General features: G+C 57.1%; 16 protein-coding genes and 1 tRNA gene. 13 read left to right on the top strand and 4 right to left on the bottom strand.

From position 1 onward, the window contains the following. Nucleotides 1–4 precede the first annotated feature (4 nt). Nucleotides 5–799, bottom strand: a complete 795-nt coding sequence (gene cobS / locus H6G07_RS21460) for an adenosylcobinamide-GDP ribazoletransferase (RefSeq protein ID WP_244901970.1) — start codon at nucleotides 797–799, stop codon at nucleotides 5–7. A 233-nt stretch (nucleotides 800–1,032) separates the two neighbouring features. Between cobS and H6G07_RS21455 the strand changes: the two genes are divergently transcribed. Next, nucleotides 1,033–1,488 (top strand): hypothetical protein, encoded by a 456-nt coding sequence (locus H6G07_RS21455; protein WP_073611197.1) that lies wholly within the window; start codon nucleotides 1,033–1,035, stop codon nucleotides 1,486–1,488. Between the two features lie 44 nt (nucleotides 1,489–1,532). On the opposite strand, the gene H6G07_RS21450 is transcribed toward H6G07_RS21455, so the two are convergent. Then, complete coding sequence (locus H6G07_RS21450) at nucleotides 1,533–3,284, bottom strand: alpha-amylase family glycosyl hydrolase (protein WP_084173717.1); 1,752 nt, start codon at nucleotides 3,282–3,284, stop codon at nucleotides 1,533–1,535. A gap of 875 nt (nucleotides 3,285–4,159) precedes the next feature. Here H6G07_RS21450 and H6G07_RS21445 point away from each other — a divergent pair. From H6G07_RS21445 to H6G07_RS21435, 3 genes are all read left to right on the top strand, one after another. Continuing rightward, complete coding sequence (locus tag H6G07_RS21445; protein WP_084173707.1) at nucleotides 4,160–4,900, top strand: NfeD family protein; 741 nt, start codon at nucleotides 4,160–4,162, stop codon at nucleotides 4,898–4,900. Between the two features lie 145 nt (nucleotides 4,901–5,045). Beyond that, nucleotides 5,046–6,407, top strand: coding sequence for a flotillin family protein (locus H6G07_RS21440; RefSeq protein WP_242026926.1), 1,362 nt, complete (start codon nucleotides 5,046–5,048; stop codon nucleotides 6,405–6,407). After that, nucleotides 6,404–7,687: a flotillin family protein gene (locus H6G07_RS21435; protein ID WP_073611196.1), complete on the top strand. Its 1,284-nt coding sequence runs from the start codon at nucleotides 6,404–6,406 to the stop codon at nucleotides 7,685–7,687. The genes H6G07_RS21440 and H6G07_RS21435 overlap by 4 nt, the downstream gene beginning before the upstream one ends. A gap of 172 nt (nucleotides 7,688–7,859) precedes the next feature. On the opposite strand, the gene ruvC is transcribed toward H6G07_RS21435, so the two are convergent. After that, nucleotides 7,860–8,360 (bottom strand): crossover junction endodeoxyribonuclease RuvC, encoded by a 501-nt coding sequence (gene ruvC, locus H6G07_RS21430; protein WP_073611195.1) that lies wholly within the window; start codon nucleotides 8,358–8,360, stop codon nucleotides 7,860–7,862. Nucleotides 8,361–8,368: 8 nt separating this feature from the next. Beyond that, a complete protein-coding gene (gene bchI, locus H6G07_RS21425) occupies nucleotides 8,369–9,472 on the bottom strand; it encodes a magnesium chelatase ATPase subunit I (RefSeq protein WP_073611194.1) in 1,104 nt (367 codons plus the stop codon). A 398-nt stretch (nucleotides 9,473–9,870) separates the two neighbouring features. Here bchI and H6G07_RS21420 point away from each other — a divergent pair, with 398 nt between their 5' ends. The 9 genes from H6G07_RS21420 (at nucleotide 9,871) to H6G07_RS21380 (ending at nucleotide 18,521) form a co-directional block, all read left to right on the top strand. Next, on the top strand, nucleotides 9,871–10,302 hold the full coding sequence (locus H6G07_RS21420; RefSeq protein ID WP_073611193.1) for a hypothetical protein: 432 nt from the start codon (nucleotides 9,871–9,873) through the stop codon (nucleotides 10,300–10,302). A gap of 103 nt (nucleotides 10,303–10,405) precedes the next feature. Further along, nucleotides 10,406–11,830 carry a glycoside hydrolase family 1 protein gene (locus H6G07_RS21415; protein ID WP_073611192.1) on the top strand — a complete coding sequence of 475 codons (1,425 nt, stop codon included), beginning with the start codon at nucleotides 10,406–10,408 and terminating at the stop codon, nucleotides 11,828–11,830. A gap of 107 nt (nucleotides 11,831–11,937) precedes the next feature. Next, the gene (locus tag H6G07_RS21410) at nucleotides 11,938–12,327 is read left to right on the top strand and encodes a hypothetical protein (protein WP_073611211.1); all 390 of its coding nucleotides are present in this window, start codon (nucleotides 11,938–11,940) and stop codon (nucleotides 12,325–12,327) included. 22 nt (nucleotides 12,328–12,349) lie between these two features. Next, entirely contained in the window at nucleotides 12,350–14,008 is a 1,659-nt protein-coding gene (locus H6G07_RS21405; protein ID WP_073611191.1) for a substrate-binding domain-containing protein, read from the top strand. A gap of 277 nt (nucleotides 14,009–14,285) precedes the next feature. Beyond that, on the top strand, nucleotides 14,286–15,575 hold the full coding sequence (locus H6G07_RS21400; RefSeq protein ID WP_073611190.1) for a glucose-1-phosphate adenylyltransferase: 1,290 nt from the start codon (nucleotides 14,286–14,288) through the stop codon (nucleotides 15,573–15,575). Nucleotides 15,576–15,609: 34 nt separating this feature from the next. Continuing rightward, nucleotides 15,610–16,128 carry an AAA family ATPase gene (locus H6G07_RS21395; RefSeq protein ID WP_338420722.1) on the top strand — a complete coding sequence of 173 codons (519 nt, stop codon included), beginning with the start codon at nucleotides 15,610–15,612 and terminating at the stop codon, nucleotides 16,126–16,128. A gap of 108 nt (nucleotides 16,129–16,236) precedes the next feature. After that, the gene (locus H6G07_RS21390; RefSeq protein WP_073611189.1) at nucleotides 16,237–17,964 is read left to right on the top strand and encodes a peptide ABC transporter substrate-binding protein; all 1,728 of its coding nucleotides are present in this window, start codon (nucleotides 16,237–16,239) and stop codon (nucleotides 17,962–17,964) included. A 109-nt stretch (nucleotides 17,965–18,073) separates the two neighbouring features. Beyond that, nucleotides 18,074–18,361 carry an MSMEG_0570 family nitrogen starvation response protein gene (locus H6G07_RS21385; RefSeq protein WP_073611188.1) on the top strand — a complete coding sequence of 96 codons (288 nt, stop codon included), beginning with the start codon at nucleotides 18,074–18,076 and terminating at the stop codon, nucleotides 18,359–18,361. A gap of 86 nt (nucleotides 18,362–18,447) precedes the next feature. Next, nucleotides 18,448–18,521: transfer RNA gene (locus H6G07_RS21380), tRNA-Asp, on the top strand. Nucleotides 18,522–18,579: the final 58 nt, after the last annotated feature.

Raw genomic sequence — 18,579 nt, 5'->3', positions numbered from 1 at the left:
GGCTCTAGGCCAGGGTAGCTAGGCACAGCAGCAGGGTTTCGATCCATTCGACCGTGGCTCCGTAGGTGTCGCCAGTGTGCCCCCCCAGACGACGATTTAGCCAGGCTCCTATTAACAGGGAGAAGACCAATCCCCCTGCCAGGCTGATACCGTTGAGCAAAATTTGGTCGGGCTGTCTCCAGAACCAGAGACCATGTATGCCCAAAGCCAACGATAGCCCTAGCAACCAGTCTTGGGGCGATCGCAAATGCTCCCGATGCAGCGCCCCCTTTCCTTCGGTACGCAGGTAGGGGTAGCGGGCGATCGCCACTACCTGACCCCAGCGACCCCACACCATCGCCGCCACCAATACCCAACCACGCCCCGTGGCTAGCTCTGTCAGAGCCAGGGTTTTGAGGCCGAGAATGGCGATCGCCGCCATAACCCCAAAGGCTCCGCTCTGGCTGTCGGCCATCACCGCCAGCCGCCGCTCAGGGGCCATCACCGCTAGACCATCGGCGGTATCCATCGCGCCATCGAGATGGAGGCCGCCAGTCAGCCACACCCCCAAACCAATCACTAAGGCGCTGCGAGTTAGCGTCGGCATACCCAACAGGGCCAGGGCAGCATCTACTGCCACTAAACCAAGGCCAAGGCCAAGGCCCACCACTGGAGCGAGCGGGGCAATGCCCTCAAAGCGCGGCTGCCAGCCTGGTGGCAAAGGCAGCTTTGTGTAGAACAAAATGGATCCTCCCAGCCTGGCGAACCAGCCGGGGCGGGGGGAGGTTTCACCGGGTCGCGCGGGGGGCAATGGGGTCACGGATCCACCTCTGCGCTATAGAAAAACATTTCGGCAAAATCACGGAGACTTCAGCATTCTGGCGGAATGCTTAGCGGTTGGGCCTTTGGCAGAATTATCTCAGGGTTTTCCACAGAGCCAAGCGATCGCAGGGCAGATCATTCCCAGCGATATCGAGTATCGTGGATATAGACCCACAGGAGCGACCGCCACGGGCCTTGCTCCACCCGCCAACGTAGCGTGGTTAAAAACCCATGAATCACGAGCGTGCTAGTAATTTAAGCATCCCCGCTCCTTGTTTAATCGATAGCGGGGTTGTTGTCAACAAAAACGACATGCTCAGGCTACTTCAAGACCTGGGGCAAGTGCAGTACCGCCACTTTCAAGACGGCATTACCCTCTCCGAAGGCCAGGGACTGGTCATGGAGGTGTTCGCCGACGGGCAGCAGGCCACGCTCGTGGCTAATCATACACTCTATATCAACGTTTACAGTTTTGATTGTCTAGAAATTGGCAAAACCGATGCCGACGGCAACCATTTTGACCTGGTTCAAGACAACCGCCGACTGCGCCTGATCCCGCTATCTGACCCGATGCACGAGCACATTACGCGATCGGTGAACACCGCCGCCTTTGAGGCCATGGTCGCTGACGCCCTCTCCGCCAGCTGGGATGCCTGCCTCGACGACGATCGCAACTTTTTAGAATAATTTTAGAATTAGGGGCGCAGCATGCTGCGCCCCTACATAATTTTCTACAGCAGCGTCGGCATGGTGTCGTCGTGGGCAGAGTTGGGCTTGTTGGTGATCCACACCGACTGGTAGGGAGCCAGTTCGTAGATGGTGCGATCGTCGGTAAACCGGTGACCGCTAATCAGGTCGTACCAGTCGTCGGTGCTGACCAAATTGAGATCGCTGAGCTGGAGGTCTTGGGGTTGGTCGCTCAGGTTGTGTACCGAGAAAATGCTCTGGTCACGGGTCAGGCTTTGCCGCCAAAAAGCAAACAGCGCCGGATTCATGGGGTGCAGCGTGTACTGGGTGGCGTTGGGGTGAAACGAGGTCTGCTGACGACGAATCTTGATCAGTCGCTTGAGTTCTGCCAACACCTTGGCATGGGCGGTGGTGGGGTCGGCCAGGGCGGTTTCTAGCGTCTTGAGATCCCACTTGTAGCGGTTGATGGTGCGGTTGTGGCCGGTTTCTTCCACACCTTCGGTGTAGTTGTGGGTGGCTAGCAGGCTGTGGATGTAGAAGGCCGGAATACCCTCCAGCGCCATCATGATTGTTTGGGAGCAGAGAAAGCGCTCCACCTGCCACTGGTCTTCGCCCTTGACCGTGCCCTTGAGGGCATCAAACAGTGAAATGTTGATTTCGTAGGGCGATTCGGTGCCGTCGGGGCGGCTGCGCATGCTAATTTTGCCGCCAAAGTTGCGCATGGCCAAGATCAGCTGCTCATACTCGTCGCCGGTCAGCAGTCCTTCGGCGGGGCGCATGCCAATGCCGTCGTGGGAGGCCGTGAAGTTGAAGTAGGCGCAGCCAATGGGGGCAGGCGGCATACTCATCATCCAGGTTTTGAGGTGGTCGGCGCGGCCCTGCATGAGCGCGTTCAGCAGCAGCGGCGGCAGGCTGAAGTTATAGATCATGTGGGCTTCGTTGCGGTTGCCGAAGTAGCTGAGGTTTTCGCGGTTGGGCACGTTGGTCTCGGTGATCAGCGAAATGCCGGGGTCAACCAGCTGCAAAATTTCGCGGAACAGGCGCACCACGGCGTGGGTTTCGGGCAGGTGCATGCAGTTGGTGCCGTGCTTTTTCCACAAAAAGCCCACCGCATCGAGGCGAATGTAGCGTGCCCCGGCCTCGACGTAGGCCAGGATGATTTTGACGTACTCAATCAGCACGTCGGGGTTCTCAAAGTTGACATCGACTTGGTCGGCGCTAAAGGTCGTCCAGACGTGCTTTTCGCCCTCGGCGGTTTCGACGGGGGTGAGCAGGGGCGAGCTGCGGGGCCGCACCACCTGAGACAGGTCTTCACTGGGGTCGGCGGTGATGAAGTAGTTGCAACCGGGCAGTTCGTTTTGCTTAAACTGCTCAAACCATTCGTGCTGGCTGGAGATGTGGTTGATCACCAGGTCGGCCATCAGGTTGAAATTGGTAGCGATGCGCTTGATGTCGGCCCAGCTGCCTAGCTCGGGGTTGACCTTGAGATAGTCGATGATGGCAAAACCATCGTCGGAGCTGTAGGGGAAGAAGGGCAGGATGTGGACGCCGGTAATGGTGTCGTAGAGGTGGGTTTCGAGAAACTCGGCCAGTACTGAGAGGGGGGGACGATCGCCGTCAACGATGGTATCCCCATAGGTAATCAGCAGAACATTGTTGTGGTTCCACTTTTTGAGATCTTCGCGGCCTGAGGGGCACAAGGTGTCTTTAATCAGCGCAAAGATTTCGGTGGTTAATCGCTCAGCTGTTTCTGAGGAATAAACCTTCGCTAGCAGGGGTTTAATGTTATTGGTCACGCGACAATAGGGTGGGCTATCTACAGAAATATCTAAGTTGTTTATAGAGTGATTTTGAGGGGCAGTCTGAGCCGCAACGTTTTGGTAGGAGGCGGGTGCAGATTGCTTAGTACGATTTTTAGCGACGGTCATAATAACCTACAGTTTCCAGTAGTGGTTTACGGTAGTCTTTGCATCAAAAAGCAGTTACCGCCGGGGGGAATATTTCCCCCGAACAGCGCCTGCTCGTAAGCATTAACGGCCTACCCAACAGGGCTAACGAGCTAGCCTATTGGGCGGGCCGCTTTGGGCCCAAAGCATGACGAATAAACAGCTGCACCATCCCTTCGCCCCGTCGTATCGGCCTGGGAAATTGGATGGTACAAGCGTTTGCGTTATTGCTAGAGCTGCTGTGGACTAATGCCACGCAATTGCCATCGATGATTTCCGAGAATTCCCGCCGCTGGGGTCAAAGAAAACACGGGGTAGCGATGGTAATGGCTAAATAACAGATTTTTAGTGACGAATTTCAGATAGATGTTGTTTCGATCGCTGCGTAACGGCAGGTGGTGACCGTCACACTTTTTCTCCCTGGGATAGTTCTGATGGTGGCATAGGTCACTCTAAAACGCTGGCGCTAAGCCACGAAGTTCATAGCTTTTTAGGTATATCTTCGGAGTCTTCACAAAGCCTTGAGCACAATGTCTTGAGAGGGACTGCGTACAGTACACTGCCAGGGTGTTTGTGCTGGCAGTAGCCGCAGAGGCGGTTCAGATCTTAGAACGCTACTGAAGGGGCGATCGCACAATCCTAAGGCCAACTGCGTCTAGGGCTAACACTTAAACGGGTGTGCGCGGTTTCAAAGTTTTGGCTGTCAATGTTGTATCCCAAACGCCATGGTCAAGGCTGAGATCGCCTTGGTAGACGGCCACTCTCACGTTCTAATTAATGAAGATACGGGCGTAGACTCGGTTGGCGCGAGTACCCTGGCAACGGGGATTGATCTGGCTAACCCCGTGAGGTGCCGCCAAACTATGCTGATCTATGGTCTGTGTTTTCTGGTCGGGGGCATTTTTGTCTTGCTGGCCGCTGTCGGTGGGTTTGATGGTGTAGACATCGACGCCGATTTTGATGTTGATGCCGCAGCCGCCGTCAGCATTGACGATATTGACGCGGGTACCCAAATTGACCAGACGCTGACAGCTCTGCGCGATCGCTGGTGGCTGCCCTTCCTCAGCCTGCGGTTTTGGACTTTTGCTCTCTGCTTTTTTGGCCTGACGGGGCTACTGCTTAACCTGGTGCAGCCCAACTTGGCAGAGTGGCTGGGGGCGCTGATTGCGGTGCTGATGGGCCTGTTTTGCGGGCTGGTGGCGGCGCTAGTGCTGCGATCGCTGGGTCGGCAGTCGGTCAGCAGCCTGATTCGCTCCGAAACCTTGATCGGCCAGCTCGCTACGGTAGAAATTCCCTTTGATACCAATAGCCGAGGTAAGGTCAGCCTCAGCATGGCCGGCTCGACCGTCAGCTTTTTTGCCATCACCCAGGAGGAACGCGAGTTTCAGGCAGGCGAAACGGTGCTGGTGGTGGGCATGGAGCGCAACAAGCTGTGGGTGGCGGCGGCGGAGGGGATGGAGGGGTAGGGGAGTAAGGGAGATGAGGGAGGTGAGGGAGTGGGGGCGTTTTGATCGCTTGATTACTCCATCACCCCTATCTTCCCCATCACCTTTCTAATATGCCTAGCGCTAGAGATTACGAATAAGGAAGAGGTTGCGTATGACGAATGGAATGACTAGGGCAGAAACGGTGGCGATCGCAGAGGCAATGCCAGCGGTGCCGGTGATGGGACAGAGCGGGGGCCGGGCTCTCGGGGGTGGGGCGATCGCAGTCTTGATCTTCGCGATTTTGATCACCATTTGGGGCGTTAACGCCTTTGTGCAGATCTGCGACCCCAACAAAATTTTGATTATCTCCGGGCGCAGGTATCGCCGGGCCGACGGTCAAACCCTGGGCTATCGGGTAATTTATGGGGGCCGCACCTTCCGCATCCCCATTCTCGAAACGGTCAGAACCATGGATTTGACCACCATGCCGGTGCCAATTGAGGTCACCAACGCCTACTCGAAGGGGGGGACGCCGCTGGATATTCAGGCGATCGCCAACGTCAAAATCGCCCGCGATGAGGTGCTGGTCGGCAATGCGATCGAGCGCTTTTTGGGTCGGGGCCGAGAGGAAATCTCTCGGGTGGCGAGGGAAACCCTGGAGGGCAACCTGCGCGGTGTAGTCGCCACCCTCACCCCCGAACAGCTCAACGAAGACCGGCTCCAGTTTGCCGAGCGCATTGCCAGCGACGTGCGCAACGACCTAGTCAAGCTGGGATTGCAGCTCGACACCCTCAAAATTCAAAGCGTCGCTGACCAGGTTGACTACCTCAACTCCATCGGGCGGCGGCAGATCGCCAACGTAGTGCGCGATGCCGAAATTGCTGAATCTAACGCCGTCGCCGAGGCCGAGCAAATTGAGGCCGACAGCGCCCGCGAGGCCGACGTGGCCCAAACCCAGGCCCGCACCGTGATTCAAGAAAAAGAAAACGAGCTGCGCCGCATCACCGCTGAGGTCGAAAAGCAGGCCCGCATCGAAGAAGAGCGCACCCAGGCCGCCGCCGCCGAAGCCCGCGCCCGCGCCCAGCGAGAACTCCAAGCGATTCGCGCCCATCTGGAGCAGGCCCGCCTAGAGGTGGAAAAAGTGCTACCTGCAAAGGCTCAGCAGCGCGCCCAAGAGTTCCACGCTCGCGGGGCCGCCGCCACCCTCGAAGAAAATGCCAAGGCCTCGGCCCAGGCCAGCCAGATGCTGGTGCAGGTGTGGCAAGAAACGGGGGTAGATGCCTCCCAGATCTTCTTAGTGCAGCAGCTCGAAATGGTGCTCAAAGAAGCCGGTCGCATCCCCGGTCGCCTGCATCTGGGGCAGGTCAACGTGATCGACAACGGCGACGGCAAGGCGATCGCATCGCTGCTCAACGCCTACCCCGAAATGGTGAAGCAGTTTCTACGCCAGTCCGAAGACATCCTCGGCATCCCCCTCGCCGCCGTCTCCCCCCTCACCCCCTCTTCCTCATCTCCCCTCATCTCACCCTCGGAGCAAACCCCATGAGCCTAATCTTCACCCTCCTGGTCGTCATGTTCGGGGCCACCGGCAGCCTGCTGCTGATCATCAAAAACCTTTACTACATCTGCCAGCCCAGCGAAGTGCTGATCTTTTCGGGCGATCGCCGCACCGTTGGCGATGGGCACAGCGTCGGCTATCGCCTGGTCAAGGGCGGCAGCAGCATTCGCAAACCCCTGCTCGAAAAGACGTTCCGCATGGAACTCACCAACATGATCATCGAGCTGAAGGTGGCCAGCGCCTACTCCAAGGGCGGCATTCCCCTCAACGTCGATGGCGTGGCCAACATCAAAATTGCGGGCGAAGAACCGGCGATTCACAATGCGATCGAGCGCCTGCTGGGCAAAAGCCGCGAAGAGATCGAAAAAATTGCCCGAGAAACCCTCGAAGGCAACCTGCGGGGCGTGCTAGCCACCCTCACCCCCGAACAGGTGAACGAAGACAAAATGGCCTTTGTCCGCAACCTGCTCGACGAAGCCGACGACGACCTTGCCCAGCTCGGCCTCATCCTCGACAACCTGCAAATTCAAAACATCTCCGACGACGTTGGCTACCTCAACTCGATTGGGCGCAAACAGCGGGCTGACTTGCTGCGCGACGCTCGCATCGCTGAGGCCGAGGCCAAGACCCAGTCGGCTTTACAAGCCTCCGAGAACCTCAAGCGCACCTCCCTGCGCCAGATCGAAGCCAAAATAGAGACTACCCGCGCCGACGCCGATCGCCGCCTGCAAAACGCCCTCAGTCAGCGCCAGGCCGCGATTTCTGAAGCCGAGTCTGAAATTGCTGCCGAAGTCGCCCGCACCGAGGCCGAACTCGCCGTCCAGCGCGAACGCCGCAACCAGGTCGAGCAGCAGCTCCAGGCCGATGTGATTGCTCCCGCTGCCGCCGCTTGCCAGCAGGCCCAGGCCCGCGCCAAGGGCGACGCCGCCAGCATCGTCGAAGACGGTCGCGCCCGCGCCGAGGGCATTCGCGAACTGGCCACCACCTGGAAAGCGGCAGGCGACCACGCCCGAGAAATCTTTCTCTTCCAGAAACTAGAGTCGCTGCTGGCGAATCTGGTTGACACCGTGCCCGAGGTGCAGGTCGAAAGCATCACCGTGATCGACCCGGAACGGGGCGGCAGTGCCACCAAGCTGGCCTCGTTTATGGAACAGATGAAGCAGGCCACAGGTTTAGATTTGGCTCAGACGTTGCAGAATCTGGGTGGCGGCAATACCTCCCAGGCGTCATTGGCTGCTAACCCAGACGCTGATACCAACCAAGGGTAAGGCACTAATCACGGCTCAACATGGTGGGTTAAGTCATAACCCACCATGTTGAGACAGCATGAAAACGCCGAGATATTGTCCGAGAGTTTTTGAATTGCATGCTCCGCAGTTCCGACGACCGAGCAGAACTACGTCTAGCTTGAGGCCACCTGTGTTGATCCTGTAAGTGTCGTTACCGCTGATACCAAGCTGCCAGCGCCAGCGCCAGCCCATCTGCCGCATCGTCGGGGCGGGGAATGCGCTCTAGGCTCAGCTCTCGGGCGACCGCCTGCTGCACCTCAGACTTATCGGCATTGCCGTAGCCCGTCAGCGCCTGCTTCACCTGAGCCGGGGTGAATTCGACAAAGGGCAGGCTGTGCTGAGCCAGCACCAGCATCACCACCCCCCGAGCCTGGGCCACCAAAATCGTGTTGCCCATACGGTAAAAAAAGAACTTCTCGATCGCCACCAAATCCGGCTTATACAGCTCTAGCAGGCTGTGCAGATCGGTGTAGATAGTGCAGAGGCGATCGCCCACCGGAGTCTTAGCCGGGGTCTCGATCACGCCAAAATCGACCACCGTGGCCTCGGCATGGCCGCCGGGGGCTAGCAGCGAATCGGGGTGGTCGCCGTCGATCACCCCAAACCCCAGAATGGCTAGGCCAGGGTCAAGCCCGAGAATGCGCTGACCCACAGGAGTGCTTACCGAGCCCCCACAGGCTGACGACCGTTGACCGCCGCATCGGGGTCGGCTAGACCAAACACCTTACAGAACACTTTTTCGACTTTGTAGCCCGAGTCGATGCTCTCTAACGGGTCTTTGCGCAGGCGGTGGCGCAGGCAGAGCACAATTACCCGCTTGATGTCGTCGAGGGTGACTTCAGTGCGGCCCTCATAGGCAGCGATCGCCTTGGCGGCCCGGTTGGTGACAATGTCGCCCCGCAGCCCGTCTACATCTAGCTCTGAGCACACCTCAGAGATGCGCACCCGATCTTCGTAGTCGAGGTTGACTGAGGCTAGCCGCTGCTGCGCCTCCACTAGCTTGACCTGGAGCGCTTCTTGCTCGGCCTGGTGCTTGGTTAGGTAGGTGGCGGGGTCTTGGTCAAACTCAGAGCGCTGCTCGACAATTTGTACCCGCAGCTCAGGGTCGCGCACGGTGCGAATCTCGGCGTGCATACCGAAGCGATCGAGCAACTGGGGCCGCAACTCTCCTTCCTCAGGGTTGCCAGAGCCTACCAGCACAAACTGGGCCGGGTGGCGAATGGAGATGCCTTCACGCTCTACAGTGTTCCAGCCCGAGGCGGCGGAGTCGAGCAGCACGTCGACGAGGTGGTCGTCGAGCAGGTTGACCTCGTCTACATAGAGAATGCCGCGATTGGCCTTGGCCAGCAGGCCCGGCTCAAAAGCTTTAACGCCCTCAGATAGGGCTTTTTCGATGTCAATCGTGCCGCAGACCCGGTCTTCGGTGGCCCCCAGGGGTAGGTCAACCATGGGAACTTTCTTATGCGCCACAGGCAGATCATTGGTGCCGCGCTCGGCCCACACGTCGCGGTCCTGGGGCGAACGGCTGAAGGGGTCATCGGCTACGACCTCGATCTCGGGCAGCAGGTCGGCCAGGGCGCGAATGGTGGTGGATTTGCCGGTGCCGCGATCGCCCATGATCATCACCCCGCCAATTTTGGGGTCGATGACGTTGAGGAGCAGGGCCAGCTTCATGTCGTCTTGGCCAATCACGGCGGTGAAGGGAAATACCGCGCGGCGAGCGGGGGCAAAGGTGGCCGAGGGGGTCGCAACAGTAGAATTCACAGGCGTTTCAAAAGATGACGGCAAAATTTAAGAGTGTCTTCCATTGTGCCACAGTACCTGCGCTCCTTTGGCCGAGCGCGACTTAAAAGAGCGATTCTCACTAGCTATTGGCTATGGTATGACCGCGAGGGCTGGTGTAGATGCTACCCGTTGGCGATGTAAAGGAGGCTGAAGCTAGAGAGAACTTGAGCGATCGAAGCCCAAAATGAATAGATAGTTATATATCGGTTGCCCAATTACCCGCTATAAGCATATTAGTAGTGAGCCAGATAAATTTCTACCTGGGTTCCATAAGAGGAATATTTTAAAAAGTCCGCTCTAGTTGCAGTCTTATAGTTAGGGAGATTTACAGTAGAAAGGCTCTTAAGATTTCCTTTGACAAAAATGGGAGGTTTATAATGCAAGCTAAACAGCCCGAGCCGTGGGAATTGGCAAGATTGGAATATGAAGCGGCTTTAGAACAATATCGTCATTTAACCTCTTTGCGAAGACAAGACATGACCTTTGCGACCACTGTACAGGCAGCAGTTTTAACAATTATTGGAAACAGGCTTTTGAGTTTTAATGCTTCAGATCTGCTGCTATCAATTGTGGCTGCATTTGTTCTTTGTTTGGGGATCAATAGCGAACGTCGATTGGCAGCTTATATGTCTGGATATATGCGCCGTGCGAAAGAAGCTGAATTGGAATATGGAATGCAATTAGTACTTTTTGGCACGCAGGAGGTAGCGAGCAAGAAGCTACTAGCATCTAATTCTATAATCTTTCCATTCTATTACGCCTTCTTCTTTGTTGCATGGCTCACCGTCTGGATCATCAATGTATTTTGAATTTGGCCTTTAATTCCAACTTGAGTAGATATTAGTCATCTTTTTGTCTCATGTTGGAGTTAGTCAGCTAGGCGATTGGTTGAAGTCCCTTGCTCTTAACACTATGGCAAACTTTCCACCCGATTTTCTCTGGGGAGCTGCCACCGCTTCCTACCAAGTTGAGGGAGCCTATCAGCAAGATGGCAAAGGCCCATCCATCTGGGACATCTACTCCCATTTGCCTGGCACAACCTACCAGGGCACCAACGGAGATATTGCGGCAGACCATTACAACCGGTATGAAGAAGACGTTCGGTTAATGGCAGAGCTGGGGCTGCGCTCCTACCGATTTTCGATCGCCTGGGCACGCATCTTCCCCAACGGCATGGGCGAGGTCAACCCTGAAGGAATTGCATTTTACAGTCGCTTAATCGACGAACTGCTGAAGTATCAAATCATCCCATTCGCAACGCTGTATCACTGGGATTTGCCCCAGGCCTTGCAAGATATCGGCGGCTGGGAAAATCGAGCTGTCGCCGATGCATTTGCCACCTACGCCAAAATTTGTTTTGAGCAGTTCGGCGATCGCGTCACATACTGGCTTACCTTCAACGAAGTGATTAATTTCATCATGCTCGGCTATCGCGATGGCCTGCATCCTCCCGGCGTCAAAGATGAGCGCCGAGTCGTAGAAGTCACCCACATTGTTAACATTGCCCATGCCAAAGCGATCGCCGAGTACAGACAGTTAACTCGCGAAGGAAAAATTCTGGCGGGCAAAATTGGCATGGCCCACGTCCTCCTGCCCGGCTTTCCCATCAGCGATCAACCCGAAGATATTCAGGCCTACGAAAATTATGAGGTCATGGATCACCATTGGTTCTATGACCCGGTTCTACGGGGAGACTATCCCCAGACCATGTGGAACTATTACCAAAGCAAATGGGGTGCGCCAACGGTATTAGAGGGCGATCTGGCTCTGCTAAAGCAGGCTAAAAGTGACTTCATTGGCGTCAATTACTACCAGAGCACCTTTCTCGCCCACAACCCTCTAAATGGAGTTGGTTTGACCACGATAAACACCACGGGTGAAAAAGGCAGTCAAAAAGAAAGCGGCATTCCTGGCCTGTTTAAGCGAGTTATCAACCCCAACATTGACTACACCGACTGGGATTGGGCGATCTATCCAGAAGGGCTGCACGAAGGCATAAAGCGGATTCAGGAAAGATACGGTACCATTCCCATCGTGATCACTGAAAACGGCATCGGGGCGAAGGATGCGATCGCGGCCAATGGCGAAATATTAGACTATCCTCGCATTGAGTATCTGAAGCAGCATATTCTGGCCTGCAAGCGGGCGATCGCCGATAGCATCCCTGTATTCGGCTACTTTGCCTGGTCATACATTGACCTGCTGAGCTGGCTAAACGGCTATCAAAAACAGTATGGCTTTGTCTACATCGATCGAGAGAAAGACTTAGAGAGACGAAAAAAACAGAGCTATTTTTGGTATCAAAGAGTAATTCAAACCAACGGAGCAAAACTTTAAACGCAATTGCTCAACCCAGTTGGGCAATTACGTGGGAGCTTTGTCTGGGCTTGGGGCGATCGCCCTAAGCTTCTAAGTAGCAAACTCGTTGAATGGAGACCCGAGTTATGGATGGGTGCACAGTCACAGATCTAACAGTCCACGGTCAGCACAACTGCTTTCAGTTTAGCCCTGAGCAGATGGAGGCGCTGCAGCGAACCGGTGTCTCAGCGCAGCTAGAGCCGGGCACCAATATTGTCAAAATTCGCTCAGGCTCTTTTGGCTATGGGGCCGACGCCCTGCGCAATGAGCCGGTGGTGCTGCTGTGGATCTACGGCGGTCAGGTGATCAACCAAAAGACCAACGTGCCGGTGAATGCCACCTGGGTATCGCTCAACGGCTACGACGACGCCCTAGTCATGGAGGTGGTAGAGCCCGCTACCCTCTGCGCCTTTTTCTTTGATACCTATTTAGAAGACAACGACGAAGAACTGACCCTCTCGATCGTGCGAATTTAGGGGAGCGGTTAGGGATACTACCATGGCAACTCAATCACCTTCTCTGGCTCGGGCCGTGGCGCTGCTGCTGGCCACAGCGGCGATTTCTCCGATCGCCGCCGATCGCCTTTTAGCCCAGGCCCCAGGCACCCTGCCCGATCCGGTCTCAATTCCCACTCAGCTACCGGCAGATGCAGTGCTGCGCCTCGACGGCTCTAGCAGTATGGTGTTGGCCAATGAGGATTTGCGCGATCGCTTCCTCCAACGCTTCCCCAACGCCTCAGTAGAAATCGGGGCTAGCCGCACCGATGCAGCGCTGCGGGCGTTGATCGATGGCGAGCTAGATATTGTGGCCGCCGGGCGGCCTCTCACTGCCGCCGAACGCAGTCAAGGCCTAGTAGAGATACCCATTGAGCGCGAAAAAATCGCCGTGATAGTCGGCCCCGACAACCCCTTTGAAGGCAGCCTCAGCTTCGAGCAGTTTGCCCGAATGTTTCGCGGCGAGATTAGGAACTGGGCCGAGGTCGGCGGTGCTCCAGCCCGCATTCGCGTGATCGATCGCCCCAACTACAGCGATACCCGCATCGCCCTGAGCCGCTATGCCGCCTTTGACGGAGCCTTCTTTGGCACTGGCTCTACCGCCGACCCCGTCGATGACGACGACACCGAAGCCGTAGTCGAGGCCCTGGGCGCAGACGGCATTGCCTACGCGGTGGCCTCCCAGGTGCTGGGCCGCAGCGATGTGCGGGTTTTAGCCATGCACCAAACACTACCTAACGACCCGCGCTACCCCTACTCCCAACATCGGGCCTATGTCTACAACGCCGAAGACCCCACTCCCGCCGCCTTGGCCTTGATCGGCTTTTTTATGCAGCTGCCCGGGCCAACTAGCGCTGATGCCGCCGCAACTAAGGCATCAGAACCGACAGCAACCCCCTCGCCTAAAACTGCGCCCGCGATCGCTCCTCCAGCCCCAACTGCGACGCTTGAATCCACCGCCACCTCAGGACAGAACACCGCTTTAGTCCCCCCCGCTGGCACTACAACCGAGACAGCTACATCAGGGCGGTTTCCCTGGTGGCTATTGGGTATTCCTGTTTTGGGCGGGCTGCTGTGGTGGCTACTCAAGGGTCAGCGCAAACCAATAGCGTCACGCTCAATAGCCCCGGTTGCGCCACCCAAGACAGTTCCGGTAGCGGCTCCAGTAGCAGTCCCGGTAGCAGCTCCGGTAGACGATGTGGCCCTAGCCCCTGTACTAAACCCAGCAACAGCCCAGCCCGCCCCCATCAGAGACGTCGCTGCTGTTGTCTCTAAAACTTGCGCAATTCAAACCATAACCGTGCACAGTCGTCATAACGCCGTCTTGCTCAGGGGTGACCAGATGCAGTACCTCCAGGAGCAAGTAGCCGCTACCTGCAACCTCGATCCAGGCTCCTACATCCTGCGCATTAAAGCAGGCACCTTTAACTACGGCGACGATACCCAATCGGGCGAGCCCTGGGTACTGCTGTGGATCTACGGTGGCCGGGTCTCAAATTTAAAGACTGGCGTCTGGGTCAATGGCACCTGGTCCACCCTCAATGGCCATGCCGACACCCTCTCCCTAGAGGTCGATGAACCTGCCCAACTCTGTGCCTTTTTTATCGACACCTTTCCCGAAAACAACAGCAGCGCCATCACGCTGTCGGTGATCCGACTTTAAGAGTTGGATCCTGGTAGAAGGTTAGATGATTTCAACGTGAGCCAGTTCACCGGTAGGCCCATAATCTACGCGCTCCACTGCCCCTCAGCCTACACCTGCCTATCCCAGGCTGAGGGGCACTCTATAGGGATCACTAAAAACTGCTGGCGTGTCCCAGGTCACATTCCACCACAATATTTTCATAAACCCCTTGTCAAGCGGTACCCTCAGGCTCACACTGGGAATGTGAAACAGACGGTGAAAACGAGCCAGTTTGTGGGCTTATTGAGGGAATCTTGTGAAATCAGTTCTGGCCATAATTCTAGGGGGCGGTGCCGGCACTCGCCTTTATCCATTAACGAAATTTCGGGCTAAGCCAGCGGTTTCTTTGGCCGGTAAATATCGCTTAATTGATATTCCTGTAAGTAACTGCATCAACTCCGAAATCCACAAAATTTACGTACTGACCCAGTTCAACTCCGCCTCGTTGAACCGGCACATTGGTCGTGCCTACCAGTTTTCGCAGTTTACCGAGGGCTTTGTGGAAGTGCTGGCGGCCCAGCAAACCCCTGAGAGCCCTAGCTGGTTCCAGGGCACCGCCGACGCCGTGCGCAAATACCTGTGGCTGTTTGACTCCTGGAACGTCGAGGATTTCATCATCCTCTCTGGGGATCACCTCTACCGCATGGACTACAGCCTGTTTGTGCAGCGCCACCGAGCCACCAACGCCGACATTACCCTGTCGGTGGTGCCCATTGGCTACAAGCAAGCCTCTGACTTTGGCCTGATGAAGGTCGATGGCACCGGGCGCGTAGTTGACTTTAGCGAAAAGCCCAAGGGCGAAGCCCTAGAGCAGATGAAAGTTGACACCACCTCCCTTGGCCTCAGCGCCGAACAGGCGGTCGAGAAGCCCTTCATCGCGTCGATGGGCATCTACGTGTTTAAAAAGCAGGTGCTGATCGACCTGCTGCGTAAGAACCTCGACCAAACCGATTTCGGCAAAGAAATTATTCCGGCCTCGTCGCGCGATTACAACGTGCAGGCCTATCTATTCGACGGCTATTGGGAAGACATCGGAACCATCGAAGCCTTCTACGATGCCAACCTGGCGCTAACTCAGCAGCCCTACCCCGACTTCAGCTTTTACCACGAAGACGCGCCCATCTATACTCGCGCCCGCTACCTGCCGCCCAACAAGCTGCAAGACTGCCAGATCACCCAGTCGAGCATCACTGAGGGCTGCATTCTTAAAAACTGCCGCATTCACCACTCGGTGGTGGGGTTGCGCCAGCGCATTAACGCCGACTGCGTGATCGAAGACTCGCTGCTGATGGGGGCCGACTACTACGAGCCGCTCTCGGAGAGCAGCCAGCACCTGACTCGGGGCAAAATTCCCATGGGCATTGGCGAAGGCTCAATCATTCGCCGCGCCATTATTGACAAAAATGCCCGCATTGGCCGCAACGTGCAGATCGTCAACAAAGACAATGTGCAGGAGGCCGAGCGAGAAGACCTGGGCTTCTACATTCGTAGCGGCATTGTCGTGGTGCTGAAGAACGCGGTGATTCCCGACGGCATGATCATTTGAGGCCGGGTCTCCGGTGAGCCGAGATGCAATCCCTGTGCCCCTGTTGATGCTGGTGGGTATTCCCGGCAGCGGTAAGTCGACTTGGGCCAGGGATTTTGTCTTGGCCCATCCCCGCTACCGTATTGTGTCTACCGACAACCTTCGCGCCCAGCTCTACGGTGACGAAGCGATTCAGGGCGACTGGCTGCGGATCTGGCAGCAGGTGATGACCCAGTGGCAGCAGGCGATCGCAGCCATTCACCAGGGCGAGCTAGAGGGCGTGATCTACGATGCCACCAACGCACGGCGGCGGCACAGGAGAGAGGCGATCGCCGCTGCCTGCCAAACCGGCTTTGCCCCCATCACTTTAGTCTGGTTTGATGTGCCCCTAAGCCTGGCGATCGAGCGCAATCGGGGGCGATCGCGCCAAGTGCCCGTCGACATCATTGCCACCATGCACCGCCAACTCCAGGGAGCGCTGCCCTCGGTGCAGGAGGGGGTGGATCGGGTACTGGTTTTGGGAACAGATCTGTATCCTGCTTTACCATCTCAATCCGCCGACCCGCTACGCTAATGCCTGGGGATCGAACTACCAGGGCTCAGGTCATCGTGGTACAACCCAACCCCCTACCCCCCACCCCTACCCTCAACCGCCAATCTTCAGAATTCTACTGAGTTGCCCATGAACGTTCGTGCCGTCGCTGCCGCTAGTCTCTGTTTGCTGCTGTTTAGCGGGTGTCGGGCACCGGAGAATGCCCAAACTGAAACTGGCACTGATACAGCCACCGCCGCCGCTGACGACACCCTGCGGCTACTCTACTGGCAGGCTCCCACTATTCTCAACCCCCACTTTTCCAGCGGCTTCAAAGATTCCGAGGCCAGCCGCATCACCCTCGAACCCCTGGCCAGCTTTGATGCTGAGGGCAACATGGTGCTATTCCTGGCCGCCGAGGAGCCCACCCTCGACAACGGCGGCGTCGCCGCCGACGGCACCTCTGTCACCTGGAAGCTTAAGGAAGGTATCACCTGGTCAGACGGCACCCCCTTCACCGCCGAGGATGTGGCGTTTACCTACGAGTTCATCGTCAACCCCGAGGTGGCCACGGTCAACGCGGGCACCTACGAACTGGTGGAGCGGGTAGAGGCGATCGACGATACTACCGTGAAGATCACCTTCAAGGAGCCGAACCCCGCTTGGTATCTGGTGTTTACCGGCACCGAGGGCATGGTGCTGCCCAAGCATGTGTTTGAAGACTACAACGGCCCCAACGGTCGCGAGGCCCCCGCCAACACCATGCCCGTGGGCACCGGCCCCTACCGCGTCACCAGCTTTACCCCCGGCGATGTGATTGTCTTTGAGGCCAACCCCAACTACCGCGACGCCGACCAACTCGCCTTTAGCCGCGTTGAGCTGAAGGGCGGTGGCGATGCCACCTCGGCGGCGCGAGCGGTGCTGCAAACCGGGGATGTGGATTACGCCAACAACCTCCAGGTCGAGGCTGCCATTCTCGAACAGCTTGAGGCGGCGGGCCAGGGTGAGGTAGTGGCCAACTTTGGCTCCCTGGTCGAGCGGGTCATCTTCAACTTCACCGACCCCAACCAAGCCACCGCTGACGGCGAGACCTCTAGCACCGAGTTTCCGCACCCCTTCTTGAGCGATCGCCTGGTGCGCCAGGCCATTAATCTGGCCCTCGATCGCGACACTATTGCCGCCCAAATCTACGGCCCTACAGGCCAGGCCACCACCAATTTTTTAGTCGCCCCCGATCCCTTTGCCTCGTCCAACACCAGCTACGACTACGACCCCGAAGCCGCCGCCGCCCTGCTCGACGCCGCAGGCTGGGTCGATAGCAACAACAACGGCACCCGCGACAAAGACGATCAAGAAATGCAGTTGGTCTTTCAAACCTCAGTCAACCCCGTGCGCCAGAAAACCCAGGAGATTGTCAAACAATCCCTGGAGCAGATCGGCATTGGGGTCGAGCTAAAAAGCATCGACGCCAGCGTCTATTTCTCGGGCGATCCCGCCAGCCGCGAAACCCTTGAGCGCTTCTCCGCCGACCTGCAAATGTTTGCCACCGGCAACACCAACCCCGACCCTGGCTCCTACATGCAGACCTACACCTGCGCCGAAATGGCTCAAAAGGCCAACAACTGGTCGGGCAGCAACTACGCCCGCTACTGCAACCCCGAGTACGACGCCCTCTGGCAGCAGGCCGCCGCCACCCTCGACCCTGAAGAACGGCAAGACCTGTTTATTCAAATGAACGACTTGCTGATTGAAGATGCCGCCGTCATGCCCATCGTCCACCGCGCCGATGCCTCCGGCGTCAGCAACCGCCTCACCGGCATCAACCTCACCCCCTGGGATCTGAGCACCTGGAACATTGCTGAGTGGAGGCGACCTTAGGATGAGTGGACGGGTGGATGGGTGGATGAGTAAAAACCGCTGACCACCCATCTCTGCCTTTGAAAATCCGTCGCTCCCTCCCTACCCATCCACCCCTTACCCCCTACCCATGCCCGAAATTCGCTTCCAAATCCAGTGGCCCGACGGCAACCAAGACACCTGCTACTCCCCCTCGCTCGTCGTGAAGGACTACTTTAGCCCCGCCACCAGCTACCCCCTGACCGATTTTGTGGAGCGATCGCGCACCGCCCTGACCATCGCCAGCGATCGCGTGCAGGCCAAGTACGGCATGCCCTGTAGTTTGGCCCTGGGGCAGCTGCGCCAGATCGAAGCCACCGCCAGCCGCTACGACCACCTATCCACCCCCACGGTGACGGTGATTCAGTTCTTGGAATAACCGAGTTCAAAGAAAATTTTAGAAATTCTCGCTAGTCGTTTGACAAAAGCCCCACCAGGCCGCACTATAGAAATTGCCTAAGCCATGGGCCTGTAGTTCAACTGGTTAGAGCACCGCCCTGTCACGGCGGAAGTTGCGGGTTCGAATCCCGTCAGGCCCGTTCTAGTTCAAGTAATTCTTTTGCCCCACGAATATTTAATTCGTGGGGCAAAAGGTAT

Origin of the sequence: Phormidium tenue FACHB-1052 (assembly GCF_014696675.1) — a bacterium.
Taxonomy (GTDB): domain Bacteria; phylum Cyanobacteriota; class Cyanobacteriia; order Phormidesmidales; family Phormidesmidaceae; genus Nodosilinea; species Nodosilinea tenuis_A.
Note: the sequence above shows the minus strand (reverse complement) of the source record. Positions and strands in the feature narration are given on the sequence as shown.